This is a genomic window from Sphingobacterium sp. LZ11T8 (assembly GCF_024261425.1).
GTDB lineage: Bacteria > Bacteroidota > Bacteroidia > Sphingobacteriales > Sphingobacteriaceae > Sphingobacterium.
This window is the reverse complement of record NZ_JANBZY010000002.1, coordinates 557931-575083: the sequence shown is the minus strand read 5'-3', so window position 1 is coordinate 575083 and position 17153 is coordinate 557931. Positions and strand designations below refer to the sequence as shown.

12 protein-coding genes are annotated in these 17153 nt (G+C 39.9%); 4 read left to right on the top strand and 8 right to left on the bottom strand.

The features are described 5' to 3' along the window. Window positions 1–2 precede the first annotated feature (2 nt). From NLF99_RS07410 to NLF99_RS07395, 4 genes are all read right to left on the bottom strand, one after another. Window positions 3–1442 (bottom strand): hypothetical protein, encoded by a 1440-nt coding sequence (locus NLF99_RS07410; RefSeq protein WP_254527437.1) that lies wholly within the window; start codon window positions 1440–1442, stop codon window positions 3–5. 12 nt (window positions 1443–1454) lie between these two features. Continuing rightward, window positions 1455–2921: a DUF4407 domain-containing protein gene (locus NLF99_RS07405; RefSeq protein WP_254527436.1), complete on the bottom strand. Its 1467-nt coding sequence runs from the start codon at window positions 2919–2921 to the stop codon at window positions 1455–1457. Window positions 2922–2926: 5 nt separating this feature from the next. Continuing rightward, window positions 2927–3406: a hypothetical protein gene (locus NLF99_RS07400; protein WP_254527435.1), complete on the bottom strand. Its 480-nt coding sequence runs from the start codon at window positions 3404–3406 to the stop codon at window positions 2927–2929. 736 nt (window positions 3407–4142) lie between these two features. Then, complete coding sequence (locus tag NLF99_RS07395) at window positions 4143–6803, bottom strand: DUF5916 domain-containing protein (protein WP_254527434.1); 2661 nt, start codon at window positions 6801–6803, stop codon at window positions 4143–4145. A 2052-nt stretch (window positions 6804–8855) separates the two neighbouring features. On the opposite strand from NLF99_RS07395, the gene NLF99_RS07390 reads away from it, so the two are divergent. Further along, window positions 8856–10214: a Gfo/Idh/MocA family protein gene (locus NLF99_RS07390; RefSeq protein ID WP_254527433.1), complete on the top strand. Its 1359-nt coding sequence runs from the start codon at window positions 8856–8858 to the stop codon at window positions 10212–10214. A gap of 9 nt (window positions 10215–10223) precedes the next feature. Here the strand turns inward: NLF99_RS07390 and NLF99_RS07385 are convergent, their stop codons facing one another. Both NLF99_RS07385 and NLF99_RS07380 read right to left on the bottom strand, forming a co-directional pair. Further along, window positions 10224–11192, bottom strand: coding sequence for a YafY family protein (locus NLF99_RS07385; protein WP_185216674.1), 969 nt, complete (start codon window positions 11190–11192; stop codon window positions 10224–10226). A 7-nt stretch (window positions 11193–11199) separates the two neighbouring features. Beyond that, on the bottom strand, window positions 11200–12036 hold the full coding sequence (locus tag NLF99_RS07380) for an MBL fold metallo-hydrolase (RefSeq protein WP_254527432.1): 837 nt from the start codon (window positions 12034–12036) through the stop codon (window positions 11200–11202). A gap of 203 nt (window positions 12037–12239) precedes the next feature. On the opposite strand from NLF99_RS07380, the gene NLF99_RS07375 reads away from it, so the two are divergent. Both NLF99_RS07375 and NLF99_RS07370 read left to right on the top strand, forming a co-directional pair. After that, window positions 12240–13364: an aldo/keto reductase gene (locus NLF99_RS07375; protein ID WP_254527431.1), complete on the top strand. Its 1125-nt coding sequence runs from the start codon at window positions 12240–12242 to the stop codon at window positions 13362–13364. Between the two features lie 62 nt (window positions 13365–13426). Then, window positions 13427–13870 carry a putative quinol monooxygenase gene (locus NLF99_RS07370; protein WP_254527430.1) on the top strand — a complete coding sequence of 148 codons (444 nt, stop codon included), beginning with the start codon at window positions 13427–13429 and terminating at the stop codon, window positions 13868–13870. A 98-nt stretch (window positions 13871–13968) separates the two neighbouring features. On the opposite strand, the gene NLF99_RS07365 is transcribed toward NLF99_RS07370, so the two are convergent. Then, window positions 13969–14247, bottom strand: a complete 279-nt coding sequence (locus tag NLF99_RS07365; protein ID WP_254527429.1) for a hypothetical protein — start codon at window positions 14245–14247, stop codon at window positions 13969–13971. Here NLF99_RS07365 and NLF99_RS07360 point away from each other — a divergent pair. Then, complete coding sequence (locus NLF99_RS07360) at window positions 14236–14421, top strand: hypothetical protein (protein ID WP_254527428.1); 186 nt, start codon at window positions 14236–14238, stop codon at window positions 14419–14421. The two genes, NLF99_RS07365 and NLF99_RS07360, sit on opposite strands and share 12 nt — an antisense overlap. 513 nt (window positions 14422–14934) lie before the next feature. On the opposite strand, the gene NLF99_RS07355 is transcribed toward NLF99_RS07360, so the two are convergent. Continuing rightward, window positions 14935–17124: a glutamine synthetase III gene (locus NLF99_RS07355; protein WP_185216670.1), complete on the bottom strand. Its 2190-nt coding sequence runs from the start codon at window positions 17122–17124 to the stop codon at window positions 14935–14937. Between the last annotated feature and the right edge of the window lie 29 nt (window positions 17125–17153).

Sequence of the window (17153 nt, the reverse complement as noted above, 5' to 3'; positions counted from 1 at the left end):
TTCTAACTATAAATTTTAGCTAATAAATCCTTGTTATTTGGATATTGGATGTCTGATTTTCTTAAAGTTCTAAAAGGTGCATCAGCCCAATGCTCATATTTTTCTAAAACGCTATATTCTTTTTCTATCTCCAATTCATGTTTTAATAATTCATATTTCGAGATGTTTATATCTTTCAGGATTTCTATCTTTTTTAATAGTCTTACCTTTATTTCCTCCTTTTGATTAATAACTTTTTGATTTAAAATTTGCTTGTAGGTTTCACAATTCATTTTATAAAAATCAATAATCATAGCATTTTCAGTTCCTGATCTAAACTTATAATAATTGAATTTTTTTCGAAGTAGGAACTTTGCTAATCCAGGAGCTAAGAAAAAACATATTGTTACTAAGGATAGAATTAATGCATATATATTCTCACCCATTAATAATTTGATTTTAAGGGTATACAAACTATTTCTATGTAAAAGCTCCTTTAATTGATTGTGGCTATCAATTTTTTCTTCCATAAAAGGTAGGGTAGAATTGATATAATGCTGGATAATTTCCTTATGTGGTAAATTTTCTAATCTTAAATTATTGAGATAAAACGTAAAGTTTTCGTCGCTAAGGAAAACATTTTCAATGAACGTGTTTAATTCAAAAATCAGATTTTCAGTTTCTTTGTAGTTTATCTTTTTTGAGAGGAAATTTTTGTTTAACTCTTGCAATCTAAATTTATAAGCTTTTAGTTTTTCAATTGTTATTAAATCTTCATCTTCCTTTTCCTTAATCTTATTAATAATATTAAACAATGATTGATCCAATGGAAATTGCCTAGAATATATCAGTTCCTCCTTATTATTTAAGTCTTTAAATAGTTTAGAATAATGCTCATCATTAATAATGTAGCTATCTAGTAAGGATTGTGATCTATAATTTTCAAGCTGTATAATCTCTTTTTTTCCGAGATTCAATATGTTTAAATCTATAAGTAACCATACATTTAATGGTTGTGAAATGGTCAATGCAATAAATACTATGAAAAAACCTCTAAAAAAAAATGAAGATGAGAGTAAAGAATTGATTTCTTGAGTGTTTCTAATGTCTTTTATTTTTGCAATTCTTTTTTTCTTTTTGTCCGCGGTGAACAAAATTGATGGGGTTATTGTGTATAATAGAAATAAATAAATATTTGCCAACAACAATCCTATAAAAAGCCCTATGGGAATACTTAATAATTTAGAAAACCCATCAAAAATATTGTAGATAAAGAAAATTGTGCTAATTGCAGTATAAACGAAAAATATTAGGACAGCAAAGCCAATTGTTAAAAAATAATATTTAATTGATAGCTCTTTTTTTGATCCACTTTTATTCTTTAAATATTTTTCAATAACATATACATCCTCAGAAGAGAAGAATAATAGAAATTGTTCAATTTTATTCAGATGTGCCTTCATTAATGAGTTCTTTTAAACGATTTCTCGTTCCTCCGAGTCTAGGGCAGTTTCTCCTTCAATTGTTGTTTCATTTTTTTGCATAACACTTTCTATATATTCATCTGGATTATTGATTACTATAGATTCTTCTATTTGTTTCTTTCTGGCAAATGCTAATGAAATCAACTCTTTTTGAAGCTTTGAGTCTAACTGTTGGGAATATTCTAGGATTTCTTTAGATAATTCTTCTTCAAATTCTTTTCTAGATTTTAAATCTGTGTTTTTCTTAATATAGAGTTGTGGATTGTTGTCAATAATTTCTTTTTCCTTCTCTTTGAATTGCTTAATTGCATAATCAGAGAGTTCTTTTTGAATATCAGATTCCTTTATCTTCTCATATAATTTAATATCTGCAGCGTGGTTAATAACTAAATGTCGCTCTAATCCTTTTTTATCTTCATAATAGTCATAGCGTATTTCGATCCCATTATTCGCCATCATTAAATCTTCTATATTTTCTTTTAGATAATCATAAGGGGTTTTGGTTAACATTAATTTGAAGAAAATAGGAGTAAGTTCAATTGCCATAAAAAGTAACGTAATAAACAATGTAATTGAAAATCCAGCTACTTGATGGGCAATTTTTATCCTTTCCAACAATCCATCTAATCCGTTGGCAGCTTTTTCATTGTTTTGTCGCTCTTCTTCTTTCTTTTTTCTTAAATCCTCTTTTCTTTCTTGAAGTACCTTAAATTCTGCAGCGTTTAGTTCATTGAAACGGAGTAATTGATTTTCTGCATTTTCCCTTTCTCGTCTTAATGCTAAGGCTACAGGTCCTTCACCTTTACCTCGTCCTCCTTGACCTTCAGTCATTTCACTTTGGAACCTATCGTCGTATTCATTTATTTTTTGGATTAAAGCAGCTTGTTCTTTGTTTAGTTTTTGGAAATCAAGGTCTAAGTTTTTTTCTCTTTCTGCAAAAGTCTTGTCCACTTCCGCCGCATATTCCGTTTGTTTCTGAATTTGGATTTTTCTTAATTCAGTGTCAATTTCTGTCTTAAACATTCTTATCTCCACTGGTTTAGAAATGCTGATTGCGATTATCATTCCCATTATTATTCGAGGTAAGGCTCCTTTGATTTCGTCCCAGGTTATTTTTTCTGTACCATCACCTTTTCCTGTGGCGGCTACTATAAAGCGGTCTAAATTAAAAATCATTAAACCCCATATTAATCCAAAAACAATTGCTAATAAGATAGTTGGCAAATGAATTGGATTTGTTAAAACATTTCCTCTCGGTTCAAAGATTGTATAAAATGCATATCCTCCAGAAAGTCCTGCCATTAATCCAGTAGCGAAGACTATTCCTCCCAAACAAGCATATTTCACCTGATCACTATAGGTTGATCGTTCTAGTATGAATTGATCACCTCCAGCAGAGGCCCATAAAAATTTAATAAACTTTCCAGGTTTTCTGGTGTTGTAAAATTGTGAATCCATAAAAATTATCTTATTTTATACTTAGGGGTTTGATTTATTGTTGAAGTATTATGTAAAGAATACTTTTGGAAATTTCCTGTATTTTTAATTTTGAATTTTTGTAGGTCATAAATATTTGGTAGAAATTTGGGCCGAAATGTATTATATTGACTATTAATAACATCTATGACTTCAATAATTTCTGTATGTTTTTTTCTATGACCGAAGAAAATAATTTGTAATCCTTTTGAAACATCTAGATTTTCAAGGTTTAAGACAATTCGACCTTTGCCTTTGTATATTTTTAAATTTTGAATTTTTATATAAAATAACCCCCTTGTCTTGTAATGGATTACCATTATTCCCTTTGAATTAATGTATTCAAAGTCAAAGTATTCTAAGTGGAATTTTGTGTTTTGGAATAAACACTTGAATTTCTTAATAATTAATTTGATCTCATTTCTTAATGAAAACCAAAGAATAGGTATAGTATCAAGTATTTTCATAATTTCACACCTAATAATTAATGATAGTTTTCAATTTTGATCGTTTGATTTCTCAAAAAATGAAGTTAGTTAATAATTATGTAAAAATATAAAGGATGAATCAAAGGGTTTTACGGTTTTCCGTAATTAATTTATTTTTTTAATTACATTCATTTTACAACAATAACTCAGTAGTTTAATTTTCTGAAGAAAGGGGGCTTAAAAAGAGCTCGGATGCTCATTTCCAATGGCGGAAAAATGGAAAGAATGCCGATGCCCTGTGCGATGGGATTGCTAAAATAATTGAACCCTTCTAGGGTTCTTTTTTGCAAGAATTCTGCATTGTAAGTGAGTTAAGGAACATTTCTCTTCTGACGGAAGCGGGGTGGTTAATTTGCGATCCAAAAGTAACAATGGGATTGGTAGGCTTTTCGGCGATCATCGATCGAAGCCGAGATGCCGCTCGACCATTGATCTTGGCCCATCCTCTCATCCTGTACCCTGAGCGGCGTCGAAGGGCATCCTGGTTCCTTACCAGATCATGGTCTATCCTCCCATCCCATTAATCCTGGTTCAAATGCATGGGCGGGAGAATGCAAATCGACCTTGCAAAATGTGATAATTTTTGCAGAATGAAATTCTGGCAATGATCCTGTTTCCTGGTCTCGTAGGTTAGCGAAGCCGAGGTGCCGCTCGATGATTCTTCGGAATACGGTAGAGGTCATCTCGACGCCGCTCGATGATCATGCAGTTGTTCCTACCAGCCGATCCAATAGTTCAGCTTCAGCATAAATGTATTCGTCGGAGCAATTCGCCAGATGTTATCGAGGTTGCTGCCCCAACCGGGTTGGTAAACTGGCATCCTGCCGGATCTGTTATGCTCCCAAACGAGGTAAAGGGTAGAACCGGGCAGGTATTCCCAGCGTGCTACCAAATTGGAACGGAATTCATTGAAACTGAAATTTGGATCCTTGAAGCTTCCTGCTTGTGCACCGGTGCCTACACTGTACATACCATCTGCATAGCTGATCTGCTCCGGACTGAATTCTTGGAATCGCTCAGAATAGGTTCTGGAAAGGGTATTTGTGGCGTACTTAAATCGATCGTATTGCGCTGTCGATGTAAACGGTGAGCCATAATATTGAATGGAAAGGTCAGGGGTGATGTTGCCCTGCAGCCTAAAGGTAAATCCATAGGTCTCCTGCCGCATCCTTCCCATCACATAGGTCACTTCATCAGCATTGATGCTAGGGAGCTCACTGCTGCTTACATATTGCAAGTTATCCTTGTTCCAGGCATAGTTGAATTGCGTAACCAAATGTATATGGTTTCCTAAGCGGAAAGTCAGGGACGGTCTGATTTCATTGTATCTTGTTTCTCCGTCCAGGAAATGCTTGCCGTCGTAGTCAACCTTGATGAAAATACGTTTTGCACGGTCGGAGTTCATGGAGAAAGTACTCGTAAAGTTCGGGTTATAGCGAAGGTCATAACCACCGCGGAGCATGCGGCTGTCAACTGAGTTCCAGCTAAAGGCTTCCTTTAGGTCCATTTCTATTCTTCGCTTGATGGTCAAGCTTCTAAAGCGGACTGCAAGGTTGTTGTCCATGGCCTTGCCACCATAGTTCCAAACGTTCCTTTGGGTCAAGGTGATACCAGCAGCGCGGAAAGGTCCCCATGGATCGGTCTTGCGGAAAGCAAGTTCCGATTCGTTCAGTTTATAGTCGGTTTGTTTAAGGTAACCGACCTCATTTAAATCGAAACCAGGGGAGGACCAGCTAAAGGTTTCCGCATAGTTCCATTGGGCATTTCCCTTTTTCCCGGCCTTGATGTATCCGCCGGTTCCACTAAGAGAAGTGGCGTCTGGATTCATGTTGAGGTATTCTGCTCCCGATTTTCGTTGGAAGAAGTGCGTGGCATTGGTCTTGGTGGCCATTAAGGCATCTTTCGTTCCCGAAAGCGTACTGTACATGGCTTTGGTTTCCACATAATAGAGGCGATTGGAGAAATACTTGGTAAAGTCAACTCCAGCGGTAAAAGCGTCTTTAACCAGGAACTCCTCTAGATGCGGAGCATCCATCTTGCGGTTTACCGAAGTGATCATACCGCCCAAAAGGGTATTTCCGTCCCAGTTTTTCTGCACCCTGGCTACGGTATAGTTGGTCAATGGTTCGGTTTGTATCCGTTCCTCAGCAGAACCGAGCTGGGTCACCTTTTGGGAAGTCTTGGCGGTTATACTTTCCAAGATCCCTATGGTAAGACCTTTGCGGTTTGTTCCGGTAAGTTTCATGGCACCAAGGATGGGCACGAAATCGGTGCTGCTGGCAAAGATCTGCTGATTGTCTACCAATGGGTATTGATATCGAGATCTGGAACCGATCCGGCGGGAATAGAACATCATTCCGCCTTCATTGTTGTCAAATTCCAAAATATGCTTTCCTTCCAAAAAGAAGGGTCTTTTTTCTTCATAAAATACCTCGTAGGCAGTTAGGTTCATGACAGAAGGATCCAGTTCGACCTGACCATAGTCAGGATTGATGGAAAGGTCCATGGTATAATCTGAAATGGCGAATTTAGCATCCAGACCCGCATTTGGTTTCCAGCGGTTACCATCTTGATAGGGACTGTTGGCGATCTTTGGTTCGCGGATCATTTTGTTCATCACATAGGGCAAGAACTCAATCCCTTTAGGTTTTGGTAGGTCCTGCATGCCATGCATGGTTCCGAAGGAGAACACATGCCCATTGTTCTTGATCGGGATCATGGACCAGTTCTGTACCTCGTTATTTCGGCGGATTATCCGGCGGACATGCAGTCCCCAGATAATGTCGTCGTTCTTTTGGTTGTATCGGATCTGGTTGAATGGGATTCTCAGTTCCGCGGTCCAGCTGGAATCGGCCAGGTCTTGATGGGTACGGCCTTCCCATACGGCATTCCAGGAAAGGTTGACCGATAGTTTGTCGGTTACCGTAAGGTCTGTTTTATTACCACCAAGGTTGATATTGAATTCCACGGCAGCGCGGTAATCGTGGTAAGGGTCGAAGGCAATACTGATCAGGTCGCCATTGCTGTTGTCGTCCCGGTTTCCGATAAAGGCGTTCATGGTCTCAGGGTGGATGTCCTTGCAATAAACCCCAACATAGATGTTCTTGTCATCGTAAAAGATCTTCATTTTGGTCCACGAGCCGGTATGTGCCCGTTCAAAGGGGATAACCTGGGAAAATTTCTCCGACCAGACCCCTTGGTTCTGCCAGAGGTCTTCATCCAGTTTTCCATCGACCTTAGGTTGATGTTCCGAGATTTTGGTGGCTTGGTAATCCCGTTTGTAGGCATCTTCAAAAGATACAACAGGCTTACGCTCATCTTGACAGAATGCAAAGCTTATATGGAAGAGTAAGATTAATGACAGTACGTATTTCATCGGTTGAGTTTAGGAAAACACGAGGTTTTAAATCGATCGTGCCAAATGTATTAAATTATTGATTAATAATAGGGGGAAGGGATGTTTAATTTCTGTTACCTGATAGGGAAAAAGGAGGGCGACATGTTTCTAGGGGATTGCATAGATCGGGTTTTGAACCAGGATGTTCGGGATGTGAGGATAGACCAAGATCATTGGTAAAACGTGGCGATATAGGCTATATTTGACCACAATCCTGGTTCAAACCATCCCATCAAATCATTTTTTATTCCATGTGACATTAGTTATTAATTTTTTTGTCCCTGATTATCAGTTGAATATACTTTTATTTAATATGTATATACTTATTAATTTTATTTGTATGATATTCTATGTTATTTTTGTGATATAAACGGTAAAATATTACCTATAGCACTGCTTTATACCTATGAAAATCAATAAAATACAACATTAGTAAGTTTTTATTATTTTTGTTTGTCCTGTATGTTTATACAATAACGAGTTAGCGCGTTAGGACATAAACGAATAATCAACCAGTAATTTTTACTGAAACCTAAGATTCTCGTTTAGTAAATTGAATTAATGTTACTTGTGGGGGATTATGAGGGTGATTCCCCATTAAGTAATATTGGCCTTATCGAATTGTTTGAATACCTCATTTGCATTTTTATTCTGAACGATCAGTGAGGAATCTGTACGGATCTCCACCTTATGACCTTGTCATACTCAATCGAAGATTGAGGACCTGTACGCCAATGCCATCCGTAATTGATTAAGTCCGTAAATTTCCGAGATCTTTCTTTCGAACCATTGACAAGTTGAATTTCAAATAATTTTCTTCGTTACTTTTGATGCGCAAAAGTAACCAAACCGACGAAGGAGCTCACGGATACCAATTTTTCTTCGTTACTTTTGAAGCCCAAAAGTAACCAAAAGGCTTCGGCTCATTTAAGATGGCTTTTCGCACGGTCATCCGCACATGGACAAGAATGCCTTGTTGTCGGGAATATCTTCCTTCAAAATTCTCCCTTTTGATGGAGAATTTTTTGAAAGCATTCCAAGGCCAATCCCATCCCACAGGGCAACGGCATCCTTTCCATTTTTCCGCCATTGGAAATGAGCCGGGGCTAAAGGGCTTCCTTCGGAAGGGAAATGTTCCTTAACTCATTATCAATGCGGAATTCCTGTAATAAAAAGAACCCTAGAAGGGTTCAATTATTTTAGCAATCCCATCGCGCAGGGCAACGGCATTCTTTCCATTTTTCCGCCATTGGAAATGAGCCGGTTGCTAAAGGACTTCCTTTGGAAGGATGGAGTTTGTTTTGAAAACCCCCAGCGGGGGTGAAATGTTTTTCAATAAATCTTTTGTGTCACCCTGAGGGCTTTCCCCGAAGGGTCTCGGACCTATCCATTCTTTATTTGAAATAGTTTACTCATCTTACGATTCGTAATGACAACCATCTCAAAAAAATAAAAACAATAGATTCTTCGTTTCACTCTGAATCCCTCTATAGCGTATTTTGATTCTGAACGATCAGTGAAGAATCTGTACGCCAATGCCTTCGGTAATTGATTAAGTCTGTAAAATTCCGAGATTCTTCCTTCGTCAGAATGACATCGTGGCGGAAACCGAAGGTGCAGGAAAGTACGCCATACAATCCTATTAAATGTTCCAAATATGAAGCGGGCGAATGCGATTCGTCCCTACCAAGCGTGATAAATTAATAACCGAAAGGCATATCACCAATGATTTTGGTTTAATAATCCTGTGCCGAGTCTCGAGAGATATCAAGCAAAGCCAAGATGCCGCTCGTCAATCAGAATTGATCTTGGTCTATCCTCCAATCCCGTTTCCTGAGTGGCGTCGAAGGACATTCTAGTTCGTTCCCAGTTCTTGGTCCATCCACTCATCCATTCAATCCTGGTTCAAAAAAACACCAGTCCTCCCAAGCCAGAAATGTCTCAAATCTCAAATCTCACATCTCACATCTATTGTCTAATATTTAATTTTTGCCTATCTTAAAAGCTATAAACCTTAAAACCTCTATCCTTATGGGAAACATAAACCTCAATCGTAGGCAATTTATTTTTGGAACTGGTGCCTTACTGTCCATTGCTGCCTTGCAGCAGGCGGGCTTTGCAGCGGAGATATTAAAAGCTAGAACGGTAGCCTTGATTGGTGCCGGATGGTATGGTAAAAGTGACCTGTTCAGGTTGCTACAGGTAAGTGATGTAGAGGTGGTTGCGGTTTGTGATGTGGACAAAAAGCACCTGGAGGAAGCCGCAAAGCTGATTTCCCAAAAGCAGAAATCCAAAAAGGTACCCAAGAAGTATTCGGATTATAGAAAGCTATTGGCAGAAAACAAGCTGGATCTGGTGTTGGTCGGTACGCCAGACCATTGGCATGCCCTGATCGGAATTGCTGCCATTGAATCGGGAGCACATGTGTATCTGCAAAAGCCCATCAGTGTGGATGTTATGGAGGGGGAAGCGGTAGTTGCAGCGGCAAGAAAGCATAATAGAAAGGTTCAGATCGGTACGCAGCGTAGAAGTACGCCGCATATGATCGATGCCAAGGAAAATATAGTGGAGAGAGGATTGTTGGGTAAAATTTCGCATGTGGAAATGTGCTGTTATTACCATATGAAGAGCAATGCCAATCCGCCAGAAGAACCGGTTCCAGATTTCTTGGATTATGAAATGTGGACAGGTCCTGCGCCATTGCGGCCTTACGATGGGCTTCCGCATGGTGGTTGGTGGCGCGCATTTATGGAGTACGGAAATGGGATAACGGGCGATATGTGTGTGCATATGTTCGATACGGTTCGTTGGATGTTAGGTTTGGGCTGGCCCAAAAAGATATTGGCAACAGGAGGGATCTATGTGCAGAAAGAAGCGAAATCCAATATCGCCGATACGCAGACCGCTATTTTTGAATACGATGACCTGAATTGCGTGTGGACCCATCGCACCTGGGGTACGCCGGCAGATCCTGAATACCCATGGGCATTTGTAATCTATGGCGATAAGGGAACATTGAAAGGAAGTACCATGAAATGGGAGTTTATTCCGGAAAAAGGGGAGAAGGTCGTGCGTGATGTGGTCTATGAAAGAGAGCAATACCCTGAGGACCTGAAGGAACCTCGGATTGAGCTCAATGCAGCACCAGCGACAAGAGGTCAGATGCGGAACCTGCTTTCTGCCATCGATAAAAATACATTACCGGTTGCAGATGTGCTTCAGGGACATATCTCTACAGCATCCTGTATTCTGGCAAACCTGTCCATGGAATTAAATCGTCCATTGGTCTATGATCCGGAGAAGAAAGTCTGTGTAGGAGATGAAGAAGCTACAAAGAGATTGAAAAGAGAATATAGGGCACCTTGGAAACATCCTTACCAAGGCGCTTAAAAAGAAATACTATTTTATGTTGTTTTGTATAGCCTGAAAGAGTTTATTAAAGCTGTGCTTAAGCTCTTCAGGCTCTTTTATTTCTATCTTGTCGCCAAACATCATGAGCCATCTCGGGAACTCATGTTCGATGTCTCGGCTTTCAAAAACCATTTCTATTTTATCCCCAACCTTAGCTTCAGATACAAATCCATAAGTGTTTCTTTGCCAGCGCATAAAAGGAGCGAAGTCACGGCTAACCAGAACCTTGGATTTGATCTTGGGTAGCTCGGGGGATTTCTGGTTCGACATGTATTCATCAATGCTGATATGCCTTTTGCTGAACTTGTTTTCTAGCGCTGTGACCTGTGCAATCCGATCGCTCCGGAACTGCCTGAAGTCCATACGTTGCAGGCAATAGGCAACGATATACCAAAACCCTATCTCGTGGACAATGCCAATAGGTTCGATAATCCTTAGGATGGCTTCGTCATCCTTGATGCCTTGGTATTCAATTTGGATCTGGGTTTTATTGGCAATAGCTTCAATGGCGGTACTCAATACATGCGGAACCTTTTCAGGGAAGATAGGTACATGCTGTTTGCGCATGATGATCTGTTCCTGCATATTCGTCACTAGGTCTTGGTCATTGCTCTTTAAGATGGCCTTGATTTTCATCAATGCGGAAGAGTAAAGCGAGAAACCTGCTTGATCAAGGTATTTCTCGGCCAACTTTTCCGTAGCGACAAAGCAAAGGGCTTCTTCCTTACTGAATGAAACCGGCGGAAGTCGGTAACCGTCCATAATGCTGTAGCCCATTCCAGCTTCACCAATCAATGGAACACCTGCCTGCTCCAGGCTTTTAATGTCCCTATAAATGGTACGAAGGCTGACATCAAAGCGATCGGCCAATTCCTGCGCCTTCACAACCCTTTTGGATTGCAATTGAATCAATATCTCAACAATACGGTCGAATCTTTTCTTGATATCTACGGACATGAATAGCTTAGATTTCGCTTAATTTAAAAGTGTCTTTCAGTCTAATTCCTTTTTCGGTGTACTGCAAGGTTGCGCACTCATTTACGGAGTCATGCTCGAAGAACATGATATATTCATTATCAACGATCTCTTTCCAGTAATCTTGTCTTTCCTGCATGGTTACCAGTGGTCTCACATCATAGCCCATGACATAGGCAATTGGAATATGTCCTACAGAAGGCAGTAAGTCCGCCATGTAGAGAATGGTTTTTCCTTTATATTGGATCTGCGGAAGCATCATGGCCTCGGTATGGCCATAGGCAAAGCGCATATGGATCTCAGTGTCGTATTGAGGACTTTCGATATCGATAAAGTTCAGTTGCCCACTTTCTTGGATTGGCATAATGTTCTCCTTCAAAAAAGACGCTTTCTCCCTTGGATTAGGATTAACTGCCCACTCCCAATGATCCTTATTGGACCAATATCTTGCATTTTTGAATGCTGGCAATAGTTTTTCACCTTCTCTTTTAATGGCATCACCACAATGGTCAAAATGCAAATGGGTCAATATTACATCGCTAATGTCATCACGGTGGAAACCAAGTTTAGCTAAAGACTTATCCAACGTATCGTCGCCATGCATATGGAGGTGGCTAAAGAATTTTTCATCCTGCTTGTCGCCGATCCCAGTATCGACCAGCGTCAATCGCTTGCCATCCTCAATAAGCATCAAACGGTTTGCCCAGGTACATAAGTTGTTTTCGTCAGCTGGATTCGTTCTCTGCCAGAGGCTTTTTGGTACAACGCCAAACATGGCACCGCCATCTAATTTGAAAAATCCAGTATCTATGCTATGTAGTTTCATTTGTGATTACATTTAATGTTCTCATTTGGCAGGTAAGCCAATTATTATAAAATTGATGTTTTATGTCGGCTAAACCAAGTATAATTTGAGATTTTCGGTATAATGAAAGTCAAAAGTAAAATTGGTAGTTAATCCTGTAATCCATATAAGCTTTTAATTGTTTATTCTACAGACCTTTGGAATACATTAAACCATCAGAGAATATGAGGACAAACAATCGTAGAGAATTTTTAAAGAATGGAGCATTAGCAGGATTGGGACTGATCAGCTCCAATGTTTTATTTGCTAGTTCAACCATGGAAATAAATAAAGACAGTAGCCTCAATTTTCAGGAAACAGGAAAGAGGCTGTTAGGATCTGGAAAACATCAATTAGCGGTGTCCGCATTTGGCTTAGGCTGTATGGGCATGAGTTTTCACCGCAGTTTTGTTCCTGACCGTCAGATGAGCATAAACCTGATTAGAAAAGCAGCAGAATTAGGCTTAAATTTCTTCGATACCGCCGAAGCTTATGGTCCGCGGATCAATGAAGAATTAGTAGGAGAGGCCTTACAGCCTATTCGTAAGGATATATTGATAGCAACCAAGTTTGGCTTTGTGGACGGAGTTCCGGCCAAAGGTTTGGACAGCAGACCGGAAACGATCAAGAAGATGGTGGATCAATCCTTAAAACGCTTGAAGACAGATTATATAGATTTGTTATATCAACATCGAGTTGATCCAAATGTTCCGATGGAAGATGTTGCCGGAACTGTAAAGGAATTGATCCAGGCAGGGAAAGTCAGGAACTTTGGCTTGAGTGAAGCGAGTGCTGAAAATATCAGGAAAGCCCATGCTGTGCAACAGGTTACGGCCTTGCAAAGTGAGTATTCCTTGGTTACCCGCCAACCTGAAACCACAGTGATACCTGTTTGTGAGGAATTGGGGATAGGTTTTGTTCCTTACAGTCCATTGAGCAGAGGATTGATAACGGGTTATATCAATGAACGGACGAAATATAATTCTGACAATGATAACCGACCAGCCTTGCCTCGTTATCAAAAGGATGCCATTATTGCCAATTGGCCTTTGATCGATGTGCTTAAGGATTTTGGTGACCATAGAGGGTTGACCGTAGCTCAGGTAGCATTGGCATGGCTATTGGCCCACAAACCTTTTATAGTTCCCATTCCGGGAACCACTAAACTGGCACACCTGAAAGAAAACATGGATTCTCGGGATTATCAATTTGATCCGGCAGAATTAAAGGATTTGACCGCCGCATTGGATAAGATCAAGATTGTAGGCGAAAGGGCAGTTGGTCAGCAGGCAAGTCAGATCAATAATTAAGAATTGCTGGCTCAACAATTTTACTGCTTTTGCGTTATTATTAGTAAAAAATCAGTTATGCTATGGAAATGAAAGAGTATTTGATGAGTTTTTTGGTTTTTTTAATGCTTTTTAGCTTTGGAAATCTGTTTTCTCAAGAAAAATCTGGGGGTTTTGGCGAAAAAAAGCAAATTCACTTGATCAGGATAGCAGAAATTGATGTAATTCCAGAATATTGGGAAGAATATAAGGAGATTGTTCTGCATGGAGCCAGAGAGTCTGTAGAGAAGGAGGAGGGTGTCATATCGATCTTTCCCATGGAGATCCAAGCCGAGAAACATAAAATCAGGATCTTGGAGATCTATAGGGATCAAAAAGCGTATGAGGACCATATCAAGTCCAAACATTTCCAACATTATAAATCGTCGACCTTAAAGATGATCAAGGATTTGAAACTGGTAGATATGAATGCCTTGGATGTTGGACTGATCAAGAAGATTTTTATTAAAGAAAATATCAGCGATTAGAAAAAGTAACTACCGTAATTGTGGTAGCTAATACCGTAATATGTATAAAAATAACAAGGCTAAAAGCGGGATATTTGAGGAGTTAGTTTGTTATTTTATTAAAGAATAGCATCAATTGAGGGGAAAGGGAAAATCCCCTCTTTTTTTGTGCCAGGATGCCCTTTGACGCCGCTCAGGGTACGGGATGGAGGTTCGACAGGCTCACCCACCGGCTGTGCCAAGAACTCTGTTACTTTTTCGCGGAAAAGTAACCAAACCGCTTCGGCCCATTTAAGATGGCTTTTCGCACCATCCACTACACATGGATAGAATGCCTTGATGTCGGGAATATCTTTTGCAAGATCACCCCTTTTGATGGGATGATCATGAAAAAGCATTCCAAGGCCAATCCCATCGCACTCGGCAACGGCATTCTTTCCATTTTTCCGCCATTGGAAATGAGCCGGTTGCTAAAGGACTTCCTCCGGAAGAATGGATGTTTGTTTTGTGAAACCCTTGGAAGGGGTGATATCTTTATAGAAGATTTGGCCAATAAGCAGACCAACCCCTAGCAGGGGTGAAATATTTTTCTGCAATTTGTCTTGAAGAAATAAAATAGTTCGTTCGCTGTGCTCACGATGACAACGATTCTAAAAAAAATACAACAATAGATTCTTCGCTGCGCTCTGAATCTCTCCCCAACCCATTTCCAATTCTGAACGATTAGTGAGGAATCTGTACGGTTCACTATAAAAATTGCCTGTCATTCTTTACCGAAGGTAAAGGACCTGTACGCCAATATAATCCGCAATGTTTTCTTTCAAAATATGCCCCTATGGTATTTGCCGCCTTTTCAATGGTGGGCAGGACATAATCATGGCCCATCCTCTCATCCTTTTAATCCTGGTTCAAAACCAGTTCTTGGCCCATCCTCTCATCCTTTCCATCCTGGTTCAAAAGCGTATCCAATAAACCCCAACGAAAGTATCTAAAAACTGCGTTTTGTTCCCTCTACTCCCCAGCAAAAAAGGGGCAATCTTTTCAGATTACCCCTTAATGGTTATTGTTTCTTGTTTAGTTAATGCTTAGTGGATGAAAAGCAATTCGCGTAATTTTGGCAAAGGCCATTTAGCGTCATCAACGATTTTTTCAAGTTTGTTGACATGGTAGCGGATTTCGTCGAAGAACGGTTTTACAACCTCGTCGTAAGCGATCGCTTTTTCACGCATGTCGTCGATGGTGTTTGCTTTTTTACGGGCTTGACGCATTTCCTCTGCCTGTTCAAGGATAATGTTCACGTGCTTGGAGATACGCTCCACATAGTTTAGCTGTGAACTGTAAGCCTCTTTGCTCAGACCTAAGTCCTTAAGGCCTCTTACGTTTTCAATCAATTGGTTTTGATAGATCAAACATGCAGGTGCAATCTGACTAGTTACGACATCACCAATCACACGAGCTTCGATTTGAAGTTTTTTGAAGAAGTTCTCCAATAAGATCTCATGTCTAGCTTCAGATTCACGTCTTGAGAAGATTCCTAGGGTTTCGAAAAGCTCTAGAGACTCTGGTTTTACATAGACATCAAGGGCTTTTGGTGTAGACTTGATGTTAGAAAGTCCTCTGCCAGCCGCTTCAATTTCCCATTCTTCGCTATAGCCATTTCCTTCGAAACGGATTGCTTTTGAATCTTTGATGTATTTACGGACAACGTTTAGGATCGCAAGGTCTTTCTTGATTCCTTTTTTGATCTGTTTGTCGACTTCATTTTTGAATTCAATCAATTGCGTAGCAACGATTGCATTCAAAATGGTCATTGGCAATGCTGAGTTTGCAGAAGATCCAACAGCGCGGAACTCGAATTTATTGCCGGTGAAAGCAAAAGGAGAAGTACGGTTTCGGTCGGTGTTATCCAATTTCAGATCAGGGATTTTTGGAATACCGTGCCATAGGTTTGCATCAGCCTTAACTTTTTTGGCAACGCGAGCAGATTCAACTTCTTCTAGGATTTCATCCAATTGAGAACCTAAGAAGATAGAGATAATCGCTGGAGGAGCTTCGTTGGCACCTAGGCGGTGGTCATTGGAGTGACTTGCGATAGATGCTCTCAGTAGGTCGGCATGCTCATAAACAGCTTTGATGGTGTTGACAAAGAACGTCAAGAACATCAGGTTGTTTTTAGGAGTTTTTCCTGGCGAAAGCAGGTTCACACCTGTATTGGTGATCAAGGACCAGTTATTGTGTTTTCCGGATCCGTTTACACCGCTATACGGTTTTTCATGTAATAAAACCTTAAAGTTGTGACGAATGGCAACTTGTTCCATTACGTTCATCAACAATTGGTTATGGTCGATAGCCAAGTTGATCTCTTCAAACATAGGAGCACATTCAAATTGAGAAGGGGCAACCTCGTTGTGACGAGTTTTCAAAGGGATACCTAATTTCAGGGCTTCGTTTTCAAGGTCCACCATGTAAGCTAATACACGCTCAGGGATCGCACCGAAGTAATGATCCTCTAATTGTTGTCCTTTAGCTGACATGTGTCCGAATAGGGTTCTTCCTGTCAATTGTAGGTCAGGACGAGCATTATATAAGGCAAGGTCAACCAAGAAATATTCTTGTTCGATACCCAAAGAAGCATTTACTTTGGTAACGGCTTTATCAAAATATTGAGCAACATCAGTTGCAGCTTTGTCAATAGAAGCGATAGCTTTTAATAAAGGTGCTTTGTAATCTAGGGATTCGCCTGTGTAAGAAACGAATACGGTAGGGATACATAAGGTTTTGCCAGCACCAGTTTCAAAGATAAAGGCAGGGGATGAAGGGTCCCAAGCAGTATAACCTCTAGCTTCGAAAGTATTACGGATACCGCCGTTCGGGAAAGAAGAAGCATCTGGTTCTTGTTGTACCAATGCATCCGCGTTGAATTTCTCGATTGCGCTTCCATCCGTGTCCGGTTCAAAAAAAGCATCGTGTTTTTCAGCTGTTGATCCAGTCAAAGGTTGAAACCAGTGGGTATAGTGCGAAGCACCATTTTCTAGGGCCCAAGTTTTCATGGCTTGCGCGATGTAATCTGCTAATTCTCTGCTGATCTGTTTTCCTTCGTCGATAGATGATTTTAATTCGCTAAAAGTAGACTTTGAAAGGTAATCTCTCATTTTAGAGATGCTGAACACATTTTTATTGAAAATGTGAATTGCGCGTTCTGAATTTACCTCAGTTGTTTCATTGAACATGTGCTTTGAGGCAGTTTCAACTGCGGCTAGTCTGGAGTTTAACATGCTGTTAATATTAGATATACTTAAGTTTT

What these genes read in the sequence shown, in the direction of transcription:
- NLF99_RS07400 (WP_254527435.1), bottom strand. Translation starts at nt 3,406, where the DNA reads ATGAAAATACTTGATACTATACCTATTCTTTGGTTTTCATTAAGAAAT.
- NLF99_RS07395 (WP_254527434.1), bottom strand. Translation starts at nt 6,803, where the DNA reads ATGAAATACGTACTGTCATTAATCTTACTCTTCCATATAAGCTTTGCA.
- NLF99_RS07405 (WP_254527436.1), bottom strand. Translation starts at nt 2,921, where the DNA reads ATGGATTCACAATTTTACAACACCAGAAAACCTGGAAAGTTTATTAAA.
- NLF99_RS07410 (WP_254527437.1), bottom strand. Translation starts at nt 1,442, where the DNA reads ATGAAGGCACATCTGAATAAAATTGAACAATTTCTATTATTCTTCTCT.
- NLF99_RS07355 (WP_185216670.1), bottom strand. Translation starts at nt 17,124, where the DNA reads ATGTTAAACTCCAGACTAGCCGCAGTTGAAACTGCCTCAAAGCACATG.
- NLF99_RS07385 (WP_185216674.1), bottom strand. Translation starts at nt 11,192, where the DNA reads ATGTCCGTAGATATCAAGAAAAGATTCGACCGTATTGTTGAGATATTG.
- NLF99_RS07360 (WP_254527428.1), top strand. Translation starts at nt 14,236, where the DNA reads ATGAAAAAGCATTCCAAGGCCAATCCCATCGCACTCGGCAACGGCATT.
- NLF99_RS07365 (WP_254527429.1), bottom strand. Translation starts at nt 14,247, where the DNA reads ATGCTTTTTCATGATCATCCCATCAAAAGGGGTGATCTTGCAAAAGAT.
- NLF99_RS07380 (WP_254527432.1), bottom strand. Translation starts at nt 12,036, where the DNA reads ATGAAACTACATAGCATAGATACTGGATTTTTCAAATTAGATGGCGGT.
- NLF99_RS07370 (WP_254527430.1), top strand. Translation starts at nt 13,427, where the DNA reads ATGGAAATGAAAGAGTATTTGATGAGTTTTTTGGTTTTTTTAATGCTT.
- NLF99_RS07390 (WP_254527433.1), top strand. Translation starts at nt 8,856, where the DNA reads ATGGGAAACATAAACCTCAATCGTAGGCAATTTATTTTTGGAACTGGT.
- NLF99_RS07375 (WP_254527431.1), top strand. Translation starts at nt 12,240, where the DNA reads ATGAGGACAAACAATCGTAGAGAATTTTTAAAGAATGGAGCATTAGCA.